This window comes from Faecalibacterium sp. AF10-46 (assembly GCF_003604105.1).
Lineage (GTDB): Bacteria > Bacillota > Clostridia > Oscillospirales > Ruminococcaceae > Faecalibacterium > Faecalibacterium taiwanense.
Map to the genome: position 1 here is coordinate 368,011 of NZ_QVGY01000001.1, position 19,481 is coordinate 387,491.

Below are 19,481 nucleotides of genomic sequence, written 5' to 3' on the forward strand. Positions count from 1 at the left end.
TGTCTAAAGTGCAGGCTGCGACTAAAATCGACAGAAAAGCCCGACAGGAAGTGCGAGGGCTTGCCTTCGCTGGTGGTCTGGCGAGCGCAGGCGGGACGGAGTGTCCGGTGACAATCCCCTTATCAAAGAAAGGAAAGCTCCATGAATTACAACAAAGCTGATTTCATTGCCAGCTATGGCATTTCCAGCCAGCTGCCCGAGAGCGACCGCCCGGAGCTGAGCTTTTCGGGGCGGTCCAACGTGGGCAAATCCAGCCTCATCAATAAGCTGTGCAGCCGCAAAAACCTTGCCCGCGTGTCCAGTACGCCGGGCAAAACGGCTACCATCAATTTCTATTCGGTGGACGACTGCTACTTTGTGGATCTGCCCGGCTACGGCTACGCCAAGGTGAGCAACGCCGACCGTGAGCGCTGGGACGACCTCATCAACAGCTACTTTGAAGCACCCCGCCACCACACCCTGCTGGTGCAGCTGCTGGACTGCCGCCACGCCCCCAGCGCCGACGATGAGCAGATGCTGCGCTACCTGCACTATCACCAGATCCCCTACGTGGTGGCCCTGACCAAGGCCGACAAGCTCAAAAAGAGCCAGCTGGCCAAGACGCTGGAAGACTTTGAAAATCTCTGCCGCCCCTATGGCTGCCAGAAGGTGGTGCTGACCAGCGGCGAGAACGGCTACGGCATCCCGGAGCTGCAGGCGGTGCTCAATGCCGCTGTGGCCGGGGAACAGGAAGCGGAGTAAACCATGGCCTACAACGAATTTGCCTATTTCTACGATGAATTCAACGGCGAGGCCGATTACGATGCCCTGTATGCCCACATCCATGCAAAGCTCAAGGAGCACGGCATCCACGACGGCATCCTTGCCGACCTTGGCTGCGGCACCGGTGAGCTGACGTTGATGCTCACGCAGGCGGGCTATGATATGATCGGCATTGACCAGTCCGAGGAGATGCTCTGCGTTGTGCGCGATAAGGCCGAACAGCTGGGCCTTTCCGGCAGGCTGCTGCTGCTCCGGCAGGACCTGCTCAAGCTGGATCTGTACGGCACCATCCGGGGCGCGGTGTCCACCTTTGACACCTTCAACCACATCCCGGACCTCGACACCGCCATTGCCAACGCGGGCTTTTTCATGGAGAAGGGCGGGGTGTTCCTGTTCGATATGAACACGCCCTACAAACACCGGAACGTGTTGGGCGACAACGCGTTCACCTTTGAGGAAGAGGATGCCGCCTGTGTGTGGCGCAACCACTACGATGCCGCCAACCGCCGCGTGGAGATTACCGTGGACATCGACTACCACGAGACCGGCGAGCACTTCCACGAGCAGTTCTGCGAGTACACCTATGACCTTGACACCATCCGCACCGCGCTGGAAAAGCACGGATTTGCGCTGGAAAGCGTCTGCGACGGCGAGACCTTCGGCCCGCTGACCGAGGACAGCCAGCGCTATTTCTTCTGCGCAGTCAAGCAGTATACACAATTGGAGGGATAACTTTATGGCAAATCTGATCCGCGGCCTGTCGGAGAACGGCGGGGTCGTGTTCTGCGGCGTGGATTCCACCCAGATCGTCCGCAAGGCCGAAAAGCTGCACACCACCAGCGCCACCTGCAGCGCGGCACTGGGCCGTCTGCTCACCGGCGCGGCCCTGATGGGCTCCATGCTCAAGGACGACCGTGACCAGATCACCCTGCGTGTGTCCGGCGGCGGCCCGGCGGGCGTGGTCATTGCCTGCACCGACGGCACCGGCAACGTGAAGGGCTGCATCGATCACCCCTTGGTGGAGCTGCCCGCAAAGCCGAACGGCCACCTGGATGTGGGCGGCGCTGTGGGCAAAGACGGTGTGCTCACCGTCATCCGGGACAACCGCCTGCAGAAGGAGCCTACCGTGGGGCAGGTGCCGCTGGTCTCCGGCGAGATCGCCGAGGACCTGACCGCCTACTACGCCTACAGCGAGCAGGTGCCCACCGTCATGGCGCTGGGCGTGCTGGTGGACAAAGACCTGTCCATCCTGTGCGCAGGCGGCTTTATGGTGCAGCTGCTGCCCGGTGCCACCGATGCGGAGATCGATCAGCTGGAAAAGAATATCGCGGCCATGCCGTCCGTCACCACCCTGCTGCACGAGGGCAAGACCCCCGAGGACATGATGCAGCTGGCGCTGGCAGGTTTTGAACCCAACGTGCTGGACGAGCGCGACGTGCACTACCAGTGCGACTGCAGCGCCGAGCGCACCAAGGAGATGCTGTTCAGCCTTGGCCGCAAGGAGCTGGTGAGGATGCGCGACGAGGACCCCGCCTGCGAGGTGGTGTGCCACTTCTGCCACAGCAAGTACCAGTACGACCTCAACGACCTGCTTGCCGAGTACGACGCGCAGGCGGCGGAACGTGCCGCTGCAGAGCAGGGGACTTGACAAACCGCTAAAAAACAACTATACTACAAACAGAAAAGGCGCTGTCCGCAATGGTCAGCTCCCTCCGGCTAGATAGTCAATAAGAATGACCGCTCAGGTTTGGGAGTCTGGGGCGGTCATTTCTTATTGTTATGGATCTCTTTGAAGATTGCCCATGCGATTTGAAATGTAATCCCAACTGTGCCGCCAACAATGACGAACAGCTGCAGAACATCGTTCAACACCATGATGCATCCCCCCTTCCGCGTTTGCGAACGGGGGAACAAACAATAAGCTTTTACGTCCCCCGGACGCTTGCCGGAGGGAAGCATGACCACCTGCGCTTGCAGATAGCACCTTAACGCCACCCTTCGGGGTGGCATTTTTAGTTTAGCATACTTTTTGACGAATTACAACGGGAATCCTTTCACCCGCAGATGTCCGCTGCCACGGTGTAGGTGACGGTATAGTCCAGTACATTGCCGTTCACGGTGCAGTCCTCTTTGCGGGCGATGTGCTCCGCGTCCGGCCATGCGGCGTACAGCGCCTGCAGGCTTTGCAGCCGGGCCAGCGCGGCGGCCTGCGCTTCGGTGCGGTGCAGCGTTTCCGGCTGCTGCACATAGCGGCAGGTCTCCTCCACAGAGCAGGGCAGGGCAAGGCCCAGCAGCGGCACCTCCGGCTGAAAGTGCCGGAGGATCACCGCCGCATGTTCCGGCGCAGGCGCGGCGGGCAGGGAGAAGGTGTGCCCGAACGCTGTCACCCGGTATGCGCGGGTGCACGCGCCGGTGTACTGCTGCACCGTCTCTTCCAAGGGCACGGTGCGGGTGTCGCTCCACTCAAACTGAGCGATCACCGTTCCGGCGGCGGGCGCAAAGATCAGGGTGCCGTCCCGCTCGGCGCGGGCTGTGCCAATGAGGCCCTGCCCGGCTTCCACCTGCTGGCCCGGCTGCACCAGCATGGTGCCGCTGGTAAGGTTCGTGCGCAGAACAGTGCCGCTGCATTTTGCCCGGATGCCGTGCAGCGTTCCGGCGGCAATGTCCGGCTTGGGTCTGGCCGCGGCGGCTTCCACCACCAGCCGCCCTTTGGCAAAATTCAGGCTGGCCCAGGAGAACTCGCCGCTGTGCAAAAGGGCGTACTCCCCGGCGGTGAGCTTTGCCTCGGTCACAGCCGCACCGGGCTGCAGGCCCGCTTCCCGCAGGACGGCGCAGGCCCGCGCGGCCTGTCCGGTGGTGAGGGCAGAGGTGTCCGCATACCAGACGAACTGCTGTGCAAAGAGCAGCAGCGGCACAAACACCGCCAGCCCCGCCCAAAGCCCGGCCCGGCGCAGCAAGGGGCGCAGGCGGAAATACAGCCCCAGCTTCCGGCGGATGCGCAGCCGCACCCGGCGCTTGCGGGCCAGCGCGGCAAGGCGCGGGTACTGCCACGCGGCGCACCGCCCGCCAAACCCTCCCGGCAGGGCCGTTACCCCGTAGGGATGCAGCCCGGCCCGGGCGGCAGCGGTAAGCAGGGCTTCGGTGCTGCCATTGCATGCGGTGAACTCCACCGCGGCCCAAAGGCTTACCGGTTCCATGGGCACCTCCTAGTCATCCGCAAAGTCCGTGCGCACGAACCGCCCCCGCAGGGTCAGGCGGCTGGCGGTAAGGGTGACGATCTTCAACCCGTCGCCGTAGATGGTCAACCGGCCATGGGGCATCTGCAGGCACAGCCGGTCGGGGCTGTAGGCCAGAATGCGGCAAAAGTGCTCCACCTCCATGCGGCCCCCGCTCAGGTAGACGGCAGGGGCGCGGTAAAAGCCCGGCGGCGGCTGACGGAACAGCAGGGCCAGCCAGCTTTGCGGCCTAAGCCGCTTTTTGCGCTTGGCACACATCCCATTCCCTCCCATCCCGCAGTTCTGCCCGCGGCGCGCTGCTACATATATATGGATGCGGAGGGCTGAGTTATGAATCAAAGCTGGAATTTCCGGCGGGGCGTGCTGCTGGCGCTGGCAGGGTATACGGCGTTTCTGGTGTTTGCCGCGCCGCAGCGCTGTGCCGATGCCCTGCAGGCGGGGCTGCGGCTGTGCGGCGGGCCGCTGCTGGTATCGCTGTTTCCGTTCCTCATCGTATCGGCGCTGGCGGCAGGCTGCGGGGCCGGGCAGTGGCTGGGCTTTGTGTTCCGGCCTGCGGCGCGGCTCATGGGCATCCGGGCAAAGGGTGCGGGCGGCGTGCTGCTCATTGGGGCCTTGGGGGGCTTTGCACCGGCGGCGGTGGCTGCGTCCGAAGCCGTGCGCACCGGTCAGCTCACTTCCCGGCAGGCCTCGGCGCTGCTGCCCGCCTGTGTGTGCAGCGGGCCGTCCTTTGTCATCCTCACGGTAGGGCAGCAGATGCTGGGCAGCCGCGCGGTGGGGGTGCGGCTGTTTGCGGCCCAGCTGCTGGCGGGCTACCTCACGGCGGCGCTGCTGTGCCGGATGCAGGGCGGGGCCGGGCAGGCTCCGCCCGCGCAGGGGGAAACCATTCCGCTGCCCGCACTGGACGCGGTGATCGCGCAGGCGGCAGTGACCTACCTGAAGCTCTGCGGCTTTGTGCTGTACTTCCGGCTGCTGGCGGCAGGGTGCGGGGCATTGCTGCCACAGCCGTGGGCGGCGCTGCCCGCCATGCTGCTGGAAGTGTGTTCCGGCTGCGATCAGGCCGCCCGCACCGGGCTGTGGGCCAGCACGCTGTGCTGTGCGGCGCTCAGTGTGCAGGGGGTGTCGGTGCTTTTGCAGGTGCGCACCATCTGCCCGGCCGAGATCTCGCTGCGGCCTTTGCTGGCAGCGCGGGCGGTGCATCTGCCGCTTTCGGTGGCGCTGTTCTGGCTGGGCAGCACCGTGCCGGTGCAGGCCGTGCAGACCTTTACCACCCTGACCGAACGGGTGGTGGTGCTGCGCCGCGTGCCGCTGGACTGCGCCCTGCTGGCCTTTGCCGTGTGCTGCATCACGGTGGAGGAGTTGGCGCGTTGAGGTGCGGGCTGGGCCGCGTGCTGGGAGCTTTCTCCGCGAACAGCCCGGAACCCACGGTTCCGCCCCTGTGCTTACGCACGGGGCCCCACTTCCCGGACATTCGCTGGAGAAACTCCCAGCCCACAGCCCTTGGTTTCAGGGAACTTTATCAGGTGCTACTGTAGGAGCGTTATCTGAGAAGGTGACTGATTTTTGATGAATGAGCGTGAAAAAAGACACTTTGTCAAGCTGATAAACTGACAACAGCGTGGCAAACAGAGTCACTTTGTCAGCAAGGGTCACTTTATCAAATTGACAAACAGACAATTATAAACATAGATGCGTTATAATTTCGCCACTTTGTCACTTGTTTCTCCACGGTAGGGCATGGCAGTGAACCAACTGCGTACGTTGCCGCCCTGATTGATCTGGTGCTTTGCAATCTCACCGGATTTTACAAGCTCACTGTACACACGGTTGTATGTACTGTCACTGCACCCGATCTCCCGCAGGACGGCGGCGCGCAGCTCATTGCTGGGCATCGACCCAAGGCGGCTCTCGGACAGAACGTTCAGGATGGCGCTGCGGGTGTCCTGCCGGGTCTCCGCCGTGCGCACCCGCCGCTCCTCAATGAAGTCGGCATCCTTCTTGTCGGTGTAGCCGTCAAACACGGCCCGCGCGGTCTTTACGCCCTCCACCTCCACATCGTCGATGTGCAGCAGCACCGTCTGCTGGGGGCGGGCGTAGCTGTTTTTCTCGTGGCTGAGATAAATTTTGCCGTCGTTCTTGGCGCGGCCCATCATCAGCACGCTGCGGGCCATGTCCCAGATATCCGAGCTGTCGGCCAGACGTGCGCGGCCGGAAACGCCCTGCTTTTTGTTGGAGTGCATCACGATGAGCACCGCGCAGCCTTGCTTTGCGGCAATGGCGCGCAGCGGCAGCAGGGCACCGCGCATCTGGTTGCGGCTTGCCATCTCCACATCGGAGGGCAGAAAGCTCTGCAGCGGGTCCACGATGAGCAGCAGCGGCCCGGCCTTGGCGGCAAAATCCGCCAGTGCCTGATCCTTGAGGGTAAGGGGCTGGCCGGTCTTGCCAAAGTAGTCGTCGGCGGTCAGCACCAGCACCCGGTTCATGTCGGCCCCGGCCGCCAGCAGACGGGCCTTGAGCACCTTGCCGGGGTCGTCCTCGCCCGCAAGCAGCAGCACCTTACCGGTCTGCTGCGGCGGCAGCGGAAAAAAGCCGGAGGTCTTGCCCGCCGTCACATAGGCAATGAGCTGTGCCTGCCAGATGCCCTTGCCGGTGCCGCCGTCGGCACCCAGCAGCGACACTTCGCCCAGCGGCAGCAGCTGCGGCACCAGCCACGCCACGCTCTGCATGGGCACATCGGCCAGCAGGCCGGGCTGCGCCGCGCTGCCCTCCAGCGCAAGCTTGCGCTGCTTTGCGTCCGCGTTCACGGCTGCCATAAAGGCTGCAGGGTCGGCCTGCCACGCCTGCTTGCAGGTGTTGAGCCATTGATCGATCTTGTAATTGACGGCGGGCAGCTGCATGTTGCAGGCTGCGCCGCGCACGTCGTCCAGCAGGTCTTCCCGTGCATCCGGGTCGGTCTGGTGGAACATTACCGCAAAGGTCAGGCGGCTGAACAGCTGCTGCTCGGTCCTGCAGCCGTCCAGCATGTTCAGAAAGTCTGTGCGGTCCTGAATGGATACTCCCAAAATACATTTCTCCTTTCGCTGTGGTTTATAACTGGAAGCAAAACCAAATGTTGTTGTAATAAGTATAACTCTGAAAAAACAACGTGTCAACAAATAGTTTTTGCGCAAAAAGCCACAGCTTCCGGGGTGAAAATACACCGGAAAATGGGAAAAGAAAAAGAGAAGGCGGGCACCTTCTCTTGACAAAACGGCAAAAAATAACTATACTATAAATAGAAAAGGTGCTGTCCGCAATGGTCAGCTTCCTACCTTTACAATCAAGATTGACTGCACGGAGTTGGAAGGCTGTGGCAGTCAATCTTTTTTGTTGTCATCACATTTGCGCTGAGAAAACTTCTCCAAGACCTCAACGGTCAGGCGAACTGCATCAAGGATCAGACTCAATAGCATGAGAATGACCGTGAGCAGAGTGAAAAGCTCCATCAGGCTCATTGATATCCCTCCCTTCGCCTTCAAGGCTCCGGGCAGGGTACTTCCAAAAAAGTTTCCTCCCGGAACCTCTGCTTCATTCCATGTAGAAAGAGCAGCGATACAGGGCAGGAAGCATGACCACCTGCGCTTGCAGATAGCACCTTAACGCCACCCTTTGGGGCGGCATTTTTAGTTTAACATACTTTTTGACGAAATACAATAAGAAGACACAGAAACGACGCTTTGTAAAATTTTATGGTGCATGGTTGCTTTTTGCAAAAAAGCAGAGTATAATAAAAGTGAGAAAGTAAGAAAATCGCACAAAGGAGGATGAAGGATGCTGACGGAATTGAGGACAAAATCCCAGATCACCATTCCAAAGGATATTGTAATGAAGATGGGCCTGCGTGAGGGCGACAAGCTGGAGATCGTGGAGAAGGATGGCGTGATCGAGCTGATGCCGGTAGCCGTTTACCCCAAAAAGTATCTGGACGAGCTGCGCAGCGAGATCAACGAAGCAAAGGCCAAAATTGCGGCAGGGGAGCAGCCGGTGTTCGACACTGTGGACGCACTGTTTGAAGCGCTGGACGGTGCGGACGAATGAATTACAAGATCACCTACACCAAACGATTCATAAAGAACCTGAAGCGTTTGAACGCAGCGGAGCGGGCGCAGCTGAAAAAGAAGCTGGAAATTCTGGAAATGGACCCGCTGTATCCGTCGCTGCGCACAAAGCGTATTCAAGGCACGGTAGACTTGTTCGAGTTCAGCGTAAACATGGATGTGCGGGTCATCTGGCAGTACGACGGTGATACGATCATTCTGCTGTTGGACATTGGACACCATGATATTCTGAATCAATTTTAAAAGCCTGTAAACACGATAAAAAGGCCGCTGCACGGTTCACATGCAACGGCCTTTCCGTATTCAGCGGCGGTTTACTGGATGCCGGTCACAGGATAGTCCTGATCCTCAACGGCCTTCTTCAGCACGTCGTCGGCGACCTCGGCGTTCAGGGTGACGATGGCGGTGCCGGCCTCGTGGCTCACCACGGCCTCGTCCACCTCGGGCAGGGCTTCCAGAGCCTTCTTCACACGGGCTTCGCAGTGGCCGCACATCATGCCTTCCACTTTCAGGGTCTTTTTCATAGCAGTGTCCTCCTTGGTACTCTCTTTATTTGCAACCGCTGCGGGCTGTGCGGAGACAGCGGGCAGGGAAGCAGCATTTTTTGCCGCACGATCGTGCTTTGTGCTGTGCACGTCGAACAGGTTCAGGCGCAGGGCGTTGCTTACCACGCAGAAGCTGGAAAGGCTCATGGCAGCAGCACCGAACATGGGGTTCAGCGTCAGGCCGAAGGGGATGAACACGCCTGCAGCCAGCGGGATGCCGATGATGTTGTAGATGAACGCCCAGAACAGGTTTTCGTGGATGTTGCGCAGGGCAGCGCGGCTCAGGCGGATGGCGGCGGGCACGTCCGACAGCCGGGAGTTCATCAGCACCACGTCCGCCGCGTCGATGGCAACGTCGGTGCCTGCGCCGATGGCGATGCCGGTGTCGGCACGGGTCAGGGCCGGGGCATCGTTGATGCCGTCGCCCACCATGGCCACCTTGCCGGATGTCTGCAGCTGGCGGATGACCGCTTCCTTGCCGTCGGGCAGCACGCCTGCGATCACCTCGTCCACACCGGCCTGCCTGCCAATGGCAGCAGCGGTGCGCTGGTTGTCACCGGTGAGCATCACCACGCGGATGCCCATGGCCTGCAGCTCCCGGATGGCGCGGGGGCTGTCCTCCTTGATGGTATCGGCCACCGCGATGATGCCCAGCAGGCGGCCTGCTCCGCCGAAGAACAGGGGCGTTTTGCCCTGTGCGGAGAGGGCTGCGGCCTTCTCCTGCAGCTGTGCGGGCACGGTGACTTTGGTGCCGATCAAGGACGCATTGCCGCCAAAGATCTCCACGCCCTCCAGCTTTGCGGCCAGACCGTTGCCCGGCAGGGCGGCAAAGCCGGATACCTCGGGGGCGGTGAGCTTCTGCGCGTCGGTGCAGGCCAGCACGGCCTTTGCCAGCGGGTGTTCGCTCTTGCGCTCCAGTGCGGCGGCAAGGGTGAGCAGCTCCGTCTCGGAAACGCCCTCGGCGGGCAGAATATCGGTCACTTTTGGTTCACCGCTGGTGATGGTGCCGGTCTTATCCAGCGCCACGATCTGGGTGCGGCCTGCAGCTTCCAGCGAAGCGGCGGTCTTGAACAGGATGCCGTTCTTTGCACCCAGACCGTTGCCCACCATGATGGCCACCGGCGTTGCCAGACCCAGCGCACAGGGGCAGCTGATGACCAGCACGGAGATGCCGCGGGCCAGCGCATAGCCCAGCTCCCGGCCCAGCAGCAGCCACACGATGGTGGTGACCACCGCAATGGTAATGACCGCAGGCACGAAGAAACCGGACACCGTATCGGCGATTTTTGCAATGGGAGCCTTGGTGGCGGCGGCATCGCTGACCATCCGGATGATCTGGGCAAGGGTGGTGTCCTCGCCCACGCGGGTGGCCCGGCACTGCAGGAAACCGGACTGGTTGGTGGTGGCAGCGCTCACCTTATCGCCCGCAGCCTTGTCCACGGGGATGCTCTCGCCGGTCAGGGCGCTCTCGTTCACGGCGCTGGTGCCTTCCAGCACGATGCCGTCCACGGGGATGTTCTCGCCCGGGCGCACCACAAAAATATCCCCCTTCTGCACCTGCTCGATGGGCACGGTCACTTCGGCACCGTCCCGCAGCAGGGTGGCGGTCTTGGGGGCAAGCTTCATCAGGCTCTTGAGCGCGTCGGTGGTCTTGCCCTTGGAGCGGGCCTCCAACATCTTGCCCACCGTGATGAGGGTCAAGATCATGGCGGCGGACTCAAAGTAGAACTCCATCATATAGTGCATGACCAGCTCACGGTTGCCGTCCACCTGTGCGCGGGTCATGGCGAACAGGGCGTAGGTGCTCCACACAAAGCTTGCCATGGAACCCATGGCCACCAGCGTGTCCATGTTAGGCGAGCCGTGGAGGAGCCCCTTGAAGCCGTTGATGAAGAACTTCTGGTTGATGACCATGACGATGCCCGCCAGCAGCAGCTGCACAAGGCCCATGGCAATGTGGTTGCCGTCGAACCAGCGGGGCAGGGGCCAGCCCCACATCATGTGGCCCATGGAGAAGTACATCAGCACCAGCAGAAAGCCCAGCGACGCAATGAGCCGCCGCTTGAGCTTGGGGGTCTCGTGGTCGGCCAGTGCGTCAAGGTCGGCGCTGGTGGAGCTGGCAGCCGCCGCGCCCGCACGCTTGGGGCTGGCACCGTAGCCGGCATCCTGCACGGCCTTGATGATCTCGGCAGAGCTGGCGGTGCCCTCCACGCCCATGGAGTTGGTCAGCAGGCTCACCGAACAGCTGGCAACGCCGGGCACCTTGCTCACGGCCTTCTCCACCCGGGCGGAGCAGGCTGCACAGCTCATGCCGGTAACGTTGTATTGTTCCATAAAATATCACTCCTACGTTGAGTATGCACGGGAAAGGGCTTCTTATTTCATGAGCTTGGGCAGCAGATTCATCAGCTCGTCCAGCTTTACCTCGCTGCCCGCGCGCAGGTCGTCCGCCACGCAGGTGGAGATGTGCTGTGCCAGCAGCTCCTTGGAAAAGCTGTTCAGCGCCGAGTTCGCCGCCGCCACCTGCACAAGGATGTCCACGCAGTAGGCATCCTTTTCCAGCATGCCGCGGATGCCGCGCACCTGCCCCTCGATGCGGCTGAGCCGGTTCAGCAGGGCCTTGTGTTCCTCAGGGGTGCGGTCTTTGTGGCGGCAGCAGGAGGGGGTGACGCTTTCGGTGGGCACAGCGGATGCGTCAATGGCCGGAGCCGTGGCAGCTTCGGGCTGGGCGGGCGTGCCGCAACAGCAGCAGGGCTTTTTCTCGTTGTCCATAAAATATCTCCTTTACCCATAGGGGGTATGAATCTTACGGCATGAGTATAGCACAGCAAACCCGATAAATCAAGTAGGGAATTGAAAAATATAAACAAAAAGAGGGAAGGCACTGCAAATGCCTTCCCTCTATCAAATCACTTTTACTTCTCCAGAATCCGCGGCACAAACAGGCCCAGCATCTTGCCCCACCAGTACCACTCGTGGGAGACATCGCCGCCCCAGACCTCGAGGTGGGCGGGCAGGCCCTGTGCGGCCAGCACATCGGCCAGCGCCTGCGTGTCGGCTTTGGCATCGTCCTCGTAGGCACCCTGACCGGCGCAGAGCATCAGGCTGTTCTCCTCGGCCTTGGCCAGAGCCAGCTTGTCGGCGATGCCGTTCTCGGCCAGATACTGCAGGGGAGAGCAGCGCAGCACCAGATCGTCGGCTTCACTGCCCCAGAAGCGGGCCAGATCGTAGATGCCGGAAAGGCCGATGGCACCGGCAAAAAGCTTGGGACGGCGCAGGCGGCAGTTGACGGCGTGCACAGCGCCAAGGTCGATGCCCACACACCACAGCTTGGCATCCTTTGCGGCACCGTTCAGGGCCAGCACCCGGGGAGCCAGCTCGGCGGTAAGGTAAACGAAGTACTTTTCCTCCATCTCGGCGCGGCGGCGCACCGGGATGTCGCCGTTCAGTACGGCCTCGCCGTCAATGCTGTCGGCGCAGAACAGCTGCACCTTGCCCTCGTTCAGCAGCGGGGCAATGGCATCGGGCATGCCGTTGTTCTCCCAATCGTAAAAGCGGCCGCCGCGGGCAGGCAGGGCCAGCACCGGCACACCGGCGCTGCCGTATACCTTGAACTCCATCTCGCGGTTCAGCACGCTGCTCCACTCTTTGTAATAGGTACCCTGGATCATAAATCAAGCACTCCTTGTTTCTATATTCACCGGCCCGGGCGCAGTCGCTGCACGTCGGTGCCGGCCGTTAGCGATCAAAAGAAAGCTTTCTCTGGAAATATCACACGAACTGGTTGCGCTGGGCATCGTACTCGTAGCCCACGGCCCGGAGCTTTGCGCAAAGGTCGGCCTTGTCGGCATCCATGTCTTCGCACAGAGCATCGAGGTTTTTGTAAAAATCACGCAGCTTCAGGTTCACCACGCTCAGCAGCATGATGGGATCATTGGGCAGAGCCATGTGTTTTGCCTCCTTACAGCAACAAAAAAAGCCGGCCACTCGACAAAGTGACCGGCCACATACACCAAATTAGACAGCGCGGGTAACTTTGCCAGCGCGCAGGCAACGGGAGCATGCGTAGACGTACTTGGGAGAACCCTCAACGACCGCCTTGACACGACGGACATTCGGCTTCCAGGTACGGTTGGAACGACGATGAGAGTGAGAAACCTTGATACCAAAGGTAACACCCTTGCCGCAGCATTCACATTTAGCCATGGTACTTGCACCTCCTGCAGTGAAGTAAGGAATCAAAATAATCAGCTTGACTATTGTAGCAGATTGCCGGGCAAAATGCAAGCCTTTTTTCAAAAAATATTGCGGTTTTTTGGAAAACTGCCCCGATGCATTCAGATGCTGTTTTTTGTTACGACCCCTTGTGTGAAAATGTGATTTGGAGCAGCCCGCAGGCTGCAACGGCGACGACCGCCGCCAGTGGCGGAAACAGGGAGAAGCTGTTGGGGCAGCGGCCAGCAAGACGTGAGTGCCGTTCAAGGCACGAAACGAATGCTGGGTGCCGCAACTCGTAGACAAATCACGAATTAAAAATAAAATTCCGCTGAAATGATCAGAGCGAAGCGGAGATCATTTTAAATCGTCTGGACACCCCTTGTCTAAAACCTCAAAAAATAGTATTATATATGGTATACTGAAAAAAGGCAGGAATATCGAATGACCTCTCAGGGCATCTATTATCTCATCCGCGCGCTGGTGGCGCTGGTGGCCATCCCCTTCCACGAGTGCGGCCACGCGCTGGCGGCATGGCTGCTGGGCGACGACACCGCAAAGCGGCAGGGGCGGCTTTCGCTGAACCCCTTTGCCCACTTTGACCTGCTGGGCACGCTGTGCATGGTGTTTGCGGGCGTGGGCTGGGCAAAGCCCGTCTCCACCGACCCCCGCAATTTCAAAAACCCCAAGTGGGGCATGGCCCTCACCGCGCTGGCTGGCCCTGCGGCAAACATCCTCCTTGCCTATGTGGGCATGGTGGTGTGGAAGCTTATGTACTACTGGGCACCGGTGAACGATGCCACCATCTACATTGCCATGTTCCTGCAGTACCTTGTGCTGATGAACGTGAGCCTTGCCGTGTTCAACTTGATCCCGGTGCCGCCGCTGGACGGCAGCCGCATCCTGCTGGTGCTGCTGCCCCGGCGCATCTACTTTGGCCTGATGAAGTACGAGCGCTATATCATGATCGCCCTGCTGGCGGCAGTGTGGTTCGGCGCACTGGATACCCCCCTGTACTACCTGAACAACATCGTGTGGGAGCTGCTGGGCAAGGGCACCGGCTACATTGATAAGATCGCGTATTCCATCTACTATGCCGGCCTTGGGACGGTGGTGTGAGCGTGGCAGAAGAACTGACCTTCCATCTGGAAGATTTTGACGGCCCGCTGGAATTATTGCTGGCGCTTGTGGCCAAACATAAGATGGACCTGCACGATATCCCCATTCTGGAGCTGATCGACCAGTACACCGCCACGGTGGCGCGGGCCGACCCGGACCCGGAAGCCGCCAGCGCCTTCATCGAGATGGCTGCGCGGCTGGTGGAGATGAAAAGCTACCTGCTTTTGCCCCGCAGCGAAGAGGGCGAGCGCATGAAGCAGGAGTTCACCGGCCAGCTGATCGAGTACGACCAGTGCCGCCGCATGGCTGCGCTTTTGCGCCAAAAGGCCGAAGCTGCGCCGGTTTTTGTGCGTCCGCCCATGGAGATGGAGTTCGATAACACCTACGACCTGCACCATGCACCGCAGGTGCTGGCGGATTACTGGGCCGCTCTCTCCGGCCGCACCAAGCTGCGCCGGGAGCCTACCCAGCAGCAGTTCGAGCCGCTGGTCACAGCGCCCATGGTGTCGGTGACGAGCCGGGTGGTGTACATTCTGCGGCACCTGATCACCGGTACAGCGGCAAAAATGAGCCAGCTGTTCAGCCGCCAGCAGACCCGCAGCACCAACGTGGCCACCTTTCTGGCCTTGCTGGAGCTGGTGCGCGGCGGCCGCGTAACGCTGGACGACGCGGGCCGGCTGACCATGCAGCGGGGCCGCATCCAACGTGATAAGGAGAAGGAATGAACCAGAAACAGATCCGTGCAGCCGTGGAAGCCATGCTGTTTGCCAGCGGCGACCCCATTGGTGCCGACAAGCTGGCCCAGGCGGTGCAGCTGCCGCAGCTCAGCGTGGAAGCCGCGCTGGAAGCCCTGCGGGAGCGCTACGCCCGGGAGGACAGCGGCCTGTGCCTGCTGCACCTGAACACCCGCTGGCAGCTTGCCACCAAGACCGAGTGGGCCGACTGCATCCGCCGCCTGCTGGACAGCCGCCGCGCAGTGCCCCTTGGCCCCGCCGCCATGGAGACCCTGACCGTGATCGCCTACAACCAGCCGGTGTCCCGCGCCTTCATCGAGCAGGTGCGCGGCGTGGATTCCTCGTCCAGCGTGTCGGGCCTGCTGGAAAAGGGCCTCATTGAGGAAGCCGGACGCCTTGACCTGCCGGGCAGGCCGGTGAGCTTCCGCACCACCGACACCTTTTTGCGGGTGTTCGGCCTTTCTTCTCTGGCCGACCTGCCGCCGGTGCACGGGCAGGAGACGGAAACAAACGCATCACCGACAGAAAGTGAGGGGTAACGCATGGGAGCATTCCTCGCCGCGCTGGGCGCAGTGCTGCTGTTCATCCTCCGGGTGATCGGTATTCTGCTGCTGGTGGTGCTGATCTTACTGGTGCTGTTGCTGCTGTGCCCCTTCTGCGCAGACCTCTGCTGGGAGCATGGCGTGCTCACCGTAAAGGCCGGTGCGCTGGGCATCACCTTCCCGGTGTTCCAGTACCCGAAGCCGGAGCCGCCGCCCGCACCGGAAAACCCGGAGCCGCCCAAAGGCTTTGGCAAGGTCAAGGCAAAGTTTGCCGCATGGCGGGCCGAGCGCAAGCGGAAAAAGGCAGAGGAGAAGGCCCGCAAAAAGGCCGCTGCCGCCAAGGCAAACAAGCCCGCCCAGCCGCGCAAAAAGGCAAAGATCACGCTGGAGATCCTCTGCACCATGCTCAAAGGTGCGGGCACTTTGACCAAAGCTGTGTTCGGTGCGCTGCGCATTACAAAAATACAGGTGCGCCTTGGTGTGCGCGGGGAGGACCCCGCCGCCGCTGCCCGCAGCTACGGCAAGCTGCAGGCGTGGCTGTACCCGGTACTGGGCGTGCTGGACCGCTTTCTCTGGCTGCAGTTCGATGAGCTGCGCATCCTGCCGGACTTTGGCAGCGGGCAGCCCACCGTGGAGGACCGGGTGTCCTGCCGGGTGAGCGCGCAGGCACTGTTCATCGTCCTTGCGGCGGTGCGGGTGCTGTACGAGTTCTGGCGCAAAAAAGTATTGGACATCTTCCTATAATGTGGTACACTATAGGAGTATCCGGATCTGCAGACAACGGGCCTTTGCCCGAATCAAACCGATAAAGGAGAGCTGTTTTATGGCTGAGCATCCCATTCAGGGTCTGATGAACGTTACCATGGAGAAGATCCACCAGATGGTGGACTCCAACACCATCATTGGCAAGCCCATCATCACCGAGGACGGCACCACCATCCTGCCGGTTTCCAAGGTGAGCTTTGGCTTTGCCTCCGGCGGCACCGACTTTGACGGCAAGAACGCCGCCAACAAGGACCTGTTCGGCGGCGGCTCCGGTGCGGGTGTGAACATCCAGCCGGTGGCCTTCCTCGTGGTAAAGGACGGCTGCGTGCGCACCATCCAGCTGTCGGACAACGCCGACACCATCAGCCGTGCCCTGACTATGCTGCCGGAGCTGGTGGACAAGGTTGCCGCCCTCATCAAGAAGGACGAAAAGAAGGAAGAGCCTGCTGCTCCTGCGGAGCAGTAAGGGAGGGGGCTTGGCACCGGACACTCCGTCCCGCCTGCGCTCGCCAGACCACCAGCGAAAGAAGCCCTCGCACTTCCCGACGGGCTTTTCTGTCGATTTTAGTCGCAGCCTGCACTTTAGACATGGCTTCGCGCATCTTGCCGGAGTATCCGGTGCCGATCCCAGCAGGACGGCAGATAGTTTCTCCAGCGAATGTCCTGGGGGTGGGGCCCCGGCGCGCAAGCGTTGGGGCGGGACTGGAGTCCCGGGCTGTTCGCGGAGAAAGCTCCCTGCTGGCCTGCTAACTACTATCGCCGTAACTGTGAGCTTCCAACTCACAGTTTTGATACAGGCGCACCCGCACCCCAAAACAGGGGAGAGGTGCGCGTTTTGAGCGCCGGGAGGCGCACAAGGAGTTTTATTATGGCAGAAGAACGTATTCAAAAGATCATGGCTGAACAGGGTCTGTGCTCCCGCCGTGCGGCAGAGCAGATCATCGCCGAGGGCCGCGTGAAGGTCAACGGCCACCCCGTCAAGGTGGGCGACAAGATGGACCCCAACCGCGACGTGCTGCACGTGGACGACGAGCGCATCTATATCCGCAAGGATCAGCAGATGTACTATCTGGCCCTGTACAAGCCCCGCGGCTATGTGACCACCGCCAGCGACGAGCTGGGCCGCAAGACCGTGATGGAGCTGGTGAGCGATATCCCCGCCCGCCTGTACCCGGTGGGCCGTCTGGATAAGGACAGCGAGGGCCTGCTGCTCATGACCAACGACGGCGCATTTGCGCAGGCCGTCACCCATCCGTCGGGCGGCATCTCCAAGCTGTACCGCGTCACCGTGCAGCCCCGCGCCGATGAAAGCCAGATCCTGAAGCTGAGCAGCGGCGTTGTGCTGGACGACGGCACCAAGACCATGCCCTGCGCCATCAACGTTGTTACCGACGAGCCGGGCCGCACCGTGATGGAAATGACCCTGAAAGAGGGCAAAAACCGCGAGATCCGCCGCATGTGCGAGACCGTGGGCCTTGAGGTGGTGCGCCTGAAGCGCAATGCCGAGGGCGTGGTAAAGCTGGGAATGCTCAAGCCCGGCACCTACCGTGAGCTGACCAAGGCAGAGATCAACGGTCTGCGTGCCGCTGCCGCCAAGGGCCGCGCCCAGACCCGCAGTGCTGCAGTGCAGTCCAAGGCTGCTGAGCGCCGCCCCCGCGGCCCGGTGGGCAAGGGTACTGCCCCCAAAAAGCGCAAGTAAATACACCTGTAAAGGGGAGAAGTGTCCAAAGATGCTTCTCCCCTTTTTGCTGCTGGGTGGAAAGATGAATAACTGTCAGCTTTTCACGCTTCAAGTGAATGAAATTGAATTTTACTGCAAATACGCAAAAAACAAACGCACCAGCAATAAAAAGTGTCAAACACTCCTGCCGGATGTACAGGCTGTGCACGCGGGAAAGACAAAGAATACTTTTGACAACAAAAGTTCATCTCACTGAAGCGCCCCTGTTCTTCGACCAAATTTGTGCTATAATACAAAAGCAACGCTTCGCCCGGCCCCGCAAAGGGCAGGGCAGAGCAGAACGGAAAACAAGGAGTTTGGAATCATGGAAAGAGAAAAACTGAAGTCCCGCATGGGCTTCATTCTGCTTTCGGCGGGCTGTGCCATCGGCATTGGCAACGTGTGGAAGTTCCCTTATATTGCCGGTCAGGGCGGTGGCGGCGCATTTGTGCTGTTCTACCTGCTCTTTCTGGTCATTCTGGGCCTGCCCATTATGACCATGGAGTTTGCAGTGGGCCGCGCTTCCCGCAAAAGCCCGGTGCGGGCCTATCAGGCACTGGAAAAACCGGGCCAGAAGTGGCACATCCACGGCTATCTTACCCTCATTGGCTGCTATCTGCTCATGATGTTCTACACCACCGTGGCAGGCTGGATGCTGCACTATTTCTACATGACCGCCACCGGTAAGCTGGCAGGCTTGAACGCCGATCAGGTGGCTGGCAAGTTTACCGAAATGCTGGCAGACCCCGGCGTGATGACCTTCTGGATGGTGTTCGTGGTGGCACTGGGCATCTTTGTATGCGCCAAGGGCCTGCAGAACGGCCTTGAGCGCGTGACCAAGGTCATGATGATCGCCCTGCTGGTGATCATGGTGGTGCTGGCCGTCAACAGCCTGTTCATGCCCGGCGCAAAGGAAGGCCTGAGCTTCTTCCTCGTGCCCGACTTCGGGCGCATGAAAGAGGTGGGCGTGGTCAACACGCTGGTGTCCGCCATGAATCAGGCCTTCTTCACCCTGAGCCTTGGCATTGGCGCAATGTCCATCTTTGGCAGCTACATCGGCAAGGAGCACTCCCTGCTGGGCGAGTCCGCCCGCATCGTGGTGCTGGATACCTTCGTGGCCATCACCGCCGGTCTCATCATCTTCCCGGCCTGCTTCACCTACGGTGTGGACCAGACCAGCGGCCCCAGCCTGATCTTCATTACCCTGCCCAACATCTTTGCCAACATGGCCATGGGCCGGTTGTGGGGCTCCCTGTTCTTCCTGTTCATGGCCTTTGCAGCGCTTTCCACCGTGCTGGCCGTGTTCGAGAACATCATCTGCTGCGGCATGGAGCTGACCGGCTGCAGCCGCAAGAAATCCAGTCTGGTGAACTTCGTGCTCATCACTCTGCTTTCGCTGCCCTGCGTGCTGGGCTACAACGTGTGGGCATGGGACGGCTTTGCCGTGTTCGGCGGCGCTGTGCTGGATTTGGAGGACTTCCTCGTGAGCAACCTGTTCCTGCCGCTGGGCAGCCTGGTGTACCTGCTGTTCTGCGTTACCAACTACGGCTGGGGCTGGGACAACTATAAAAAGGAAGTCAACACCGGCAAGGGCCTCAAGATGCACGACTGGATGCGCGGCTACCTGACCTGCGTGCTGCCGGTGATCGTGCTGTTCATCTTTGCCTTTGGTCTCTACGATAAATTTCTCTGATAGTTACTTTGGCCCCTCTTACTGCAAGAGGGGCCTTTTGCGGCAGAAAGGAACCT

22 protein-coding genes are annotated in these 19,481 nt (G+C 60.7%); 13 read left to right on the forward strand and 9 right to left on the reverse strand.

Going from position 1 to position 19,481, the window contains the following annotated elements:
- Positions 1 to 141 precede the first annotated feature (141 nt).
- Genes yihA through hslO form a run of 3 tightly spaced genes read left to right on the forward strand, consistent with a single transcriptional unit; the run spans position 142 to position 2,410 of the window.
- Entirely contained in the window at positions 142 to 741 is a 600-nt protein-coding gene (gene yihA / locus DWV57_RS01780; protein WP_005940358.1) for a ribosome biogenesis GTP-binding protein YihA/YsxC, read from the forward strand.
- A 3-nt stretch (positions 742 to 744) separates the two neighbouring features.
- The gene (locus DWV57_RS01785) at positions 745 to 1,494 is read left to right on the forward strand and encodes a class I SAM-dependent methyltransferase (RefSeq protein WP_005940360.1); all 750 of its coding nucleotides are present in this window, start codon (positions 745 to 747) and stop codon (positions 1,492 to 1,494) included.
- A gap of 4 nt (positions 1,495 to 1,498) precedes the next feature.
- Positions 1,499 to 2,410 carry an Hsp33 family molecular chaperone HslO gene (gene hslO, locus DWV57_RS01790; RefSeq protein WP_120019739.1) on the forward strand — a complete coding sequence of 304 codons (912 nt, stop codon included), beginning with the start codon at positions 1,499 to 1,501 and terminating at the stop codon, positions 2,408 to 2,410.
- Positions 2,411 to 2,816: 406 nt separating this feature from the next.
- Here the strand turns inward: hslO and DWV57_RS01800 are convergent, their stop codons facing one another.
- Both DWV57_RS01800 and DWV57_RS01805 read right to left on the reverse strand, forming a co-directional pair.
- Positions 2,817 to 3,959 carry a sporulation protein YqfD gene (locus DWV57_RS01800; protein ID WP_120019741.1) on the reverse strand — a complete coding sequence of 381 codons (1,143 nt, stop codon included), beginning with the start codon at positions 3,957 to 3,959 and terminating at the stop codon, positions 2,817 to 2,819.
- A gap of 9 nt (positions 3,960 to 3,968) precedes the next feature.
- The gene (locus tag DWV57_RS01805; RefSeq protein WP_243112284.1) at positions 3,969 to 4,256 is read right to left on the reverse strand and encodes a YabP/YqfC family sporulation protein; all 288 of its coding nucleotides are present in this window, start codon (positions 4,254 to 4,256) and stop codon (positions 3,969 to 3,971) included.
- A gap of 72 nt (positions 4,257 to 4,328) precedes the next feature.
- On the opposite strand from DWV57_RS01805, the gene DWV57_RS01810 reads away from it, so the two are divergent.
- Positions 4,329 to 5,366, forward strand: a complete 1,038-nt coding sequence (locus tag DWV57_RS01810; RefSeq protein ID WP_120019743.1) for a hypothetical protein — start codon at positions 4,329 to 4,331, stop codon at positions 5,364 to 5,366.
- A 323-nt stretch (positions 5,367 to 5,689) separates the two neighbouring features.
- Here DWV57_RS01810 and DWV57_RS01815 read toward each other — a convergent pair whose 3' ends face one another.
- Positions 5,690 to 7,057 (reverse strand): AAA family ATPase, encoded by a 1,368-nt coding sequence (locus DWV57_RS01815; protein WP_120019744.1) that lies wholly within the window; start codon positions 7,055 to 7,057, stop codon positions 5,690 to 5,692.
- A 294-nt stretch (positions 7,058 to 7,351) separates the two neighbouring features.
- On the reverse strand, positions 7,352 to 7,489 hold the full coding sequence (locus DWV57_RS14380; RefSeq protein ID WP_165853639.1) for a hypothetical protein: 138 nt from the start codon (positions 7,487 to 7,489) through the stop codon (positions 7,352 to 7,354).
- Positions 7,490 to 7,805: 316 nt separating this feature from the next.
- Here DWV57_RS14380 and DWV57_RS01820 point away from each other — a divergent pair, with 316 nt between their 5' ends.
- Together DWV57_RS01820 and DWV57_RS01825 are read left to right on the forward strand one after the other, a co-directional pair.
- Positions 7,806 to 8,072 carry an AbrB/MazE/SpoVT family DNA-binding domain-containing protein gene (locus DWV57_RS01820; protein WP_097774882.1) on the forward strand — a complete coding sequence of 89 codons (267 nt, stop codon included), beginning with the start codon at positions 7,806 to 7,808 and terminating at the stop codon, positions 8,070 to 8,072.
- Positions 8,069 to 8,335 carry a type II toxin-antitoxin system mRNA interferase toxin, RelE/StbE family gene (locus DWV57_RS01825; RefSeq protein WP_097774883.1) on the forward strand — a complete coding sequence of 89 codons (267 nt, stop codon included), beginning with the start codon at positions 8,069 to 8,071 and terminating at the stop codon, positions 8,333 to 8,335. The genes DWV57_RS01820 and DWV57_RS01825 overlap by 4 nt, the downstream gene beginning before the upstream one ends.
- 71 nt (positions 8,336 to 8,406) lie before the next feature.
- Here the strand turns inward: DWV57_RS01825 and DWV57_RS01830 are convergent, their stop codons facing one another.
- The 5 genes from DWV57_RS01830 to rpmB form a co-directional block, all read right to left on the reverse strand.
- A complete protein-coding gene (locus tag DWV57_RS01830) occupies positions 8,407 to 10,971 on the reverse strand; it encodes a heavy metal translocating P-type ATPase (protein WP_120019745.1) in 2,565 nt (854 codons plus the stop codon).
- 42 nt (positions 10,972 to 11,013) lie between these two features.
- Positions 11,014 to 11,409 carry a metal-sensing transcriptional repressor gene (locus tag DWV57_RS01835; protein WP_120019746.1) on the reverse strand — a complete coding sequence of 132 codons (396 nt, stop codon included), beginning with the start codon at positions 11,407 to 11,409 and terminating at the stop codon, positions 11,014 to 11,016.
- 143 nt (positions 11,410 to 11,552) lie between these two features.
- A complete protein-coding gene (locus DWV57_RS01840) occupies positions 11,553 to 12,308 on the reverse strand; it encodes an alpha/beta hydrolase-fold protein (protein ID WP_005941285.1) in 756 nt (251 codons plus the stop codon).
- Positions 12,309 to 12,408: 100 nt separating this feature from the next.
- Entirely contained in the window at positions 12,409 to 12,585 is a 177-nt protein-coding gene (locus DWV57_RS01845) for a DUF4250 domain-containing protein (protein WP_097801859.1), read from the reverse strand.
- Positions 12,586 to 12,654: 69 nt separating this feature from the next.
- Entirely contained in the window at positions 12,655 to 12,843 is a 189-nt protein-coding gene (gene rpmB / locus DWV57_RS01850) for a 50S ribosomal protein L28 (RefSeq protein WP_080545321.1), read from the reverse strand.
- Positions 12,844 to 13,296: 453 nt separating this feature from the next.
- Between rpmB and DWV57_RS01855 the strand changes: the two genes are divergently transcribed.
- From DWV57_RS01855 to DWV57_RS01890, 7 genes are all read left to right on the forward strand, one after another.
- Positions 13,297 to 13,971 carry a site-2 protease family protein gene (locus DWV57_RS01855; RefSeq protein ID WP_118527838.1) on the forward strand — a complete coding sequence of 225 codons (675 nt, stop codon included), beginning with the start codon at positions 13,297 to 13,299 and terminating at the stop codon, positions 13,969 to 13,971.
- A gap of 2 nt (positions 13,972 to 13,973) precedes the next feature.
- A complete protein-coding gene (locus tag DWV57_RS01860) occupies positions 13,974 to 14,696 on the forward strand; it encodes a segregation/condensation protein A (protein ID WP_120019924.1) in 723 nt (240 codons plus the stop codon).
- Complete coding sequence (gene scpB / locus DWV57_RS01865; protein WP_005941268.1) at positions 14,693 to 15,244, forward strand: SMC-Scp complex subunit ScpB; 552 nt, start codon at positions 14,693 to 14,695, stop codon at positions 15,242 to 15,244. Before DWV57_RS01860 ends, scpB begins: the two co-directional genes overlap by 4 nt.
- A gap of 3 nt (positions 15,245 to 15,247) precedes the next feature.
- A complete protein-coding gene (locus DWV57_RS01870; RefSeq protein ID WP_120019747.1) occupies positions 15,248 to 15,991 on the forward strand; it encodes a DUF2953 domain-containing protein in 744 nt (247 codons plus the stop codon).
- A gap of 79 nt (positions 15,992 to 16,070) precedes the next feature.
- A complete protein-coding gene (gene ytfJ, locus DWV57_RS01875; RefSeq protein WP_118527832.1) occupies positions 16,071 to 16,478 on the forward strand; it encodes a GerW family sporulation protein in 408 nt (135 codons plus the stop codon).
- Positions 16,479 to 16,880: 402 nt separating this feature from the next.
- Positions 16,881 to 17,711 (forward strand): pseudouridine synthase, encoded by an 831-nt coding sequence (locus DWV57_RS01880; RefSeq protein WP_005941260.1) that lies wholly within the window; start codon positions 16,881 to 16,883, stop codon positions 17,709 to 17,711.
- Between the two features lie 346 nt (positions 17,712 to 18,057).
- Entirely contained in the window at positions 18,058 to 19,425 is a 1,368-nt protein-coding gene (locus DWV57_RS01890) for a sodium-dependent transporter (RefSeq protein ID WP_120019749.1), read from the forward strand.
- The last annotated feature ends 56 nt before the right edge of the window (positions 19,426 to 19,481 follow it).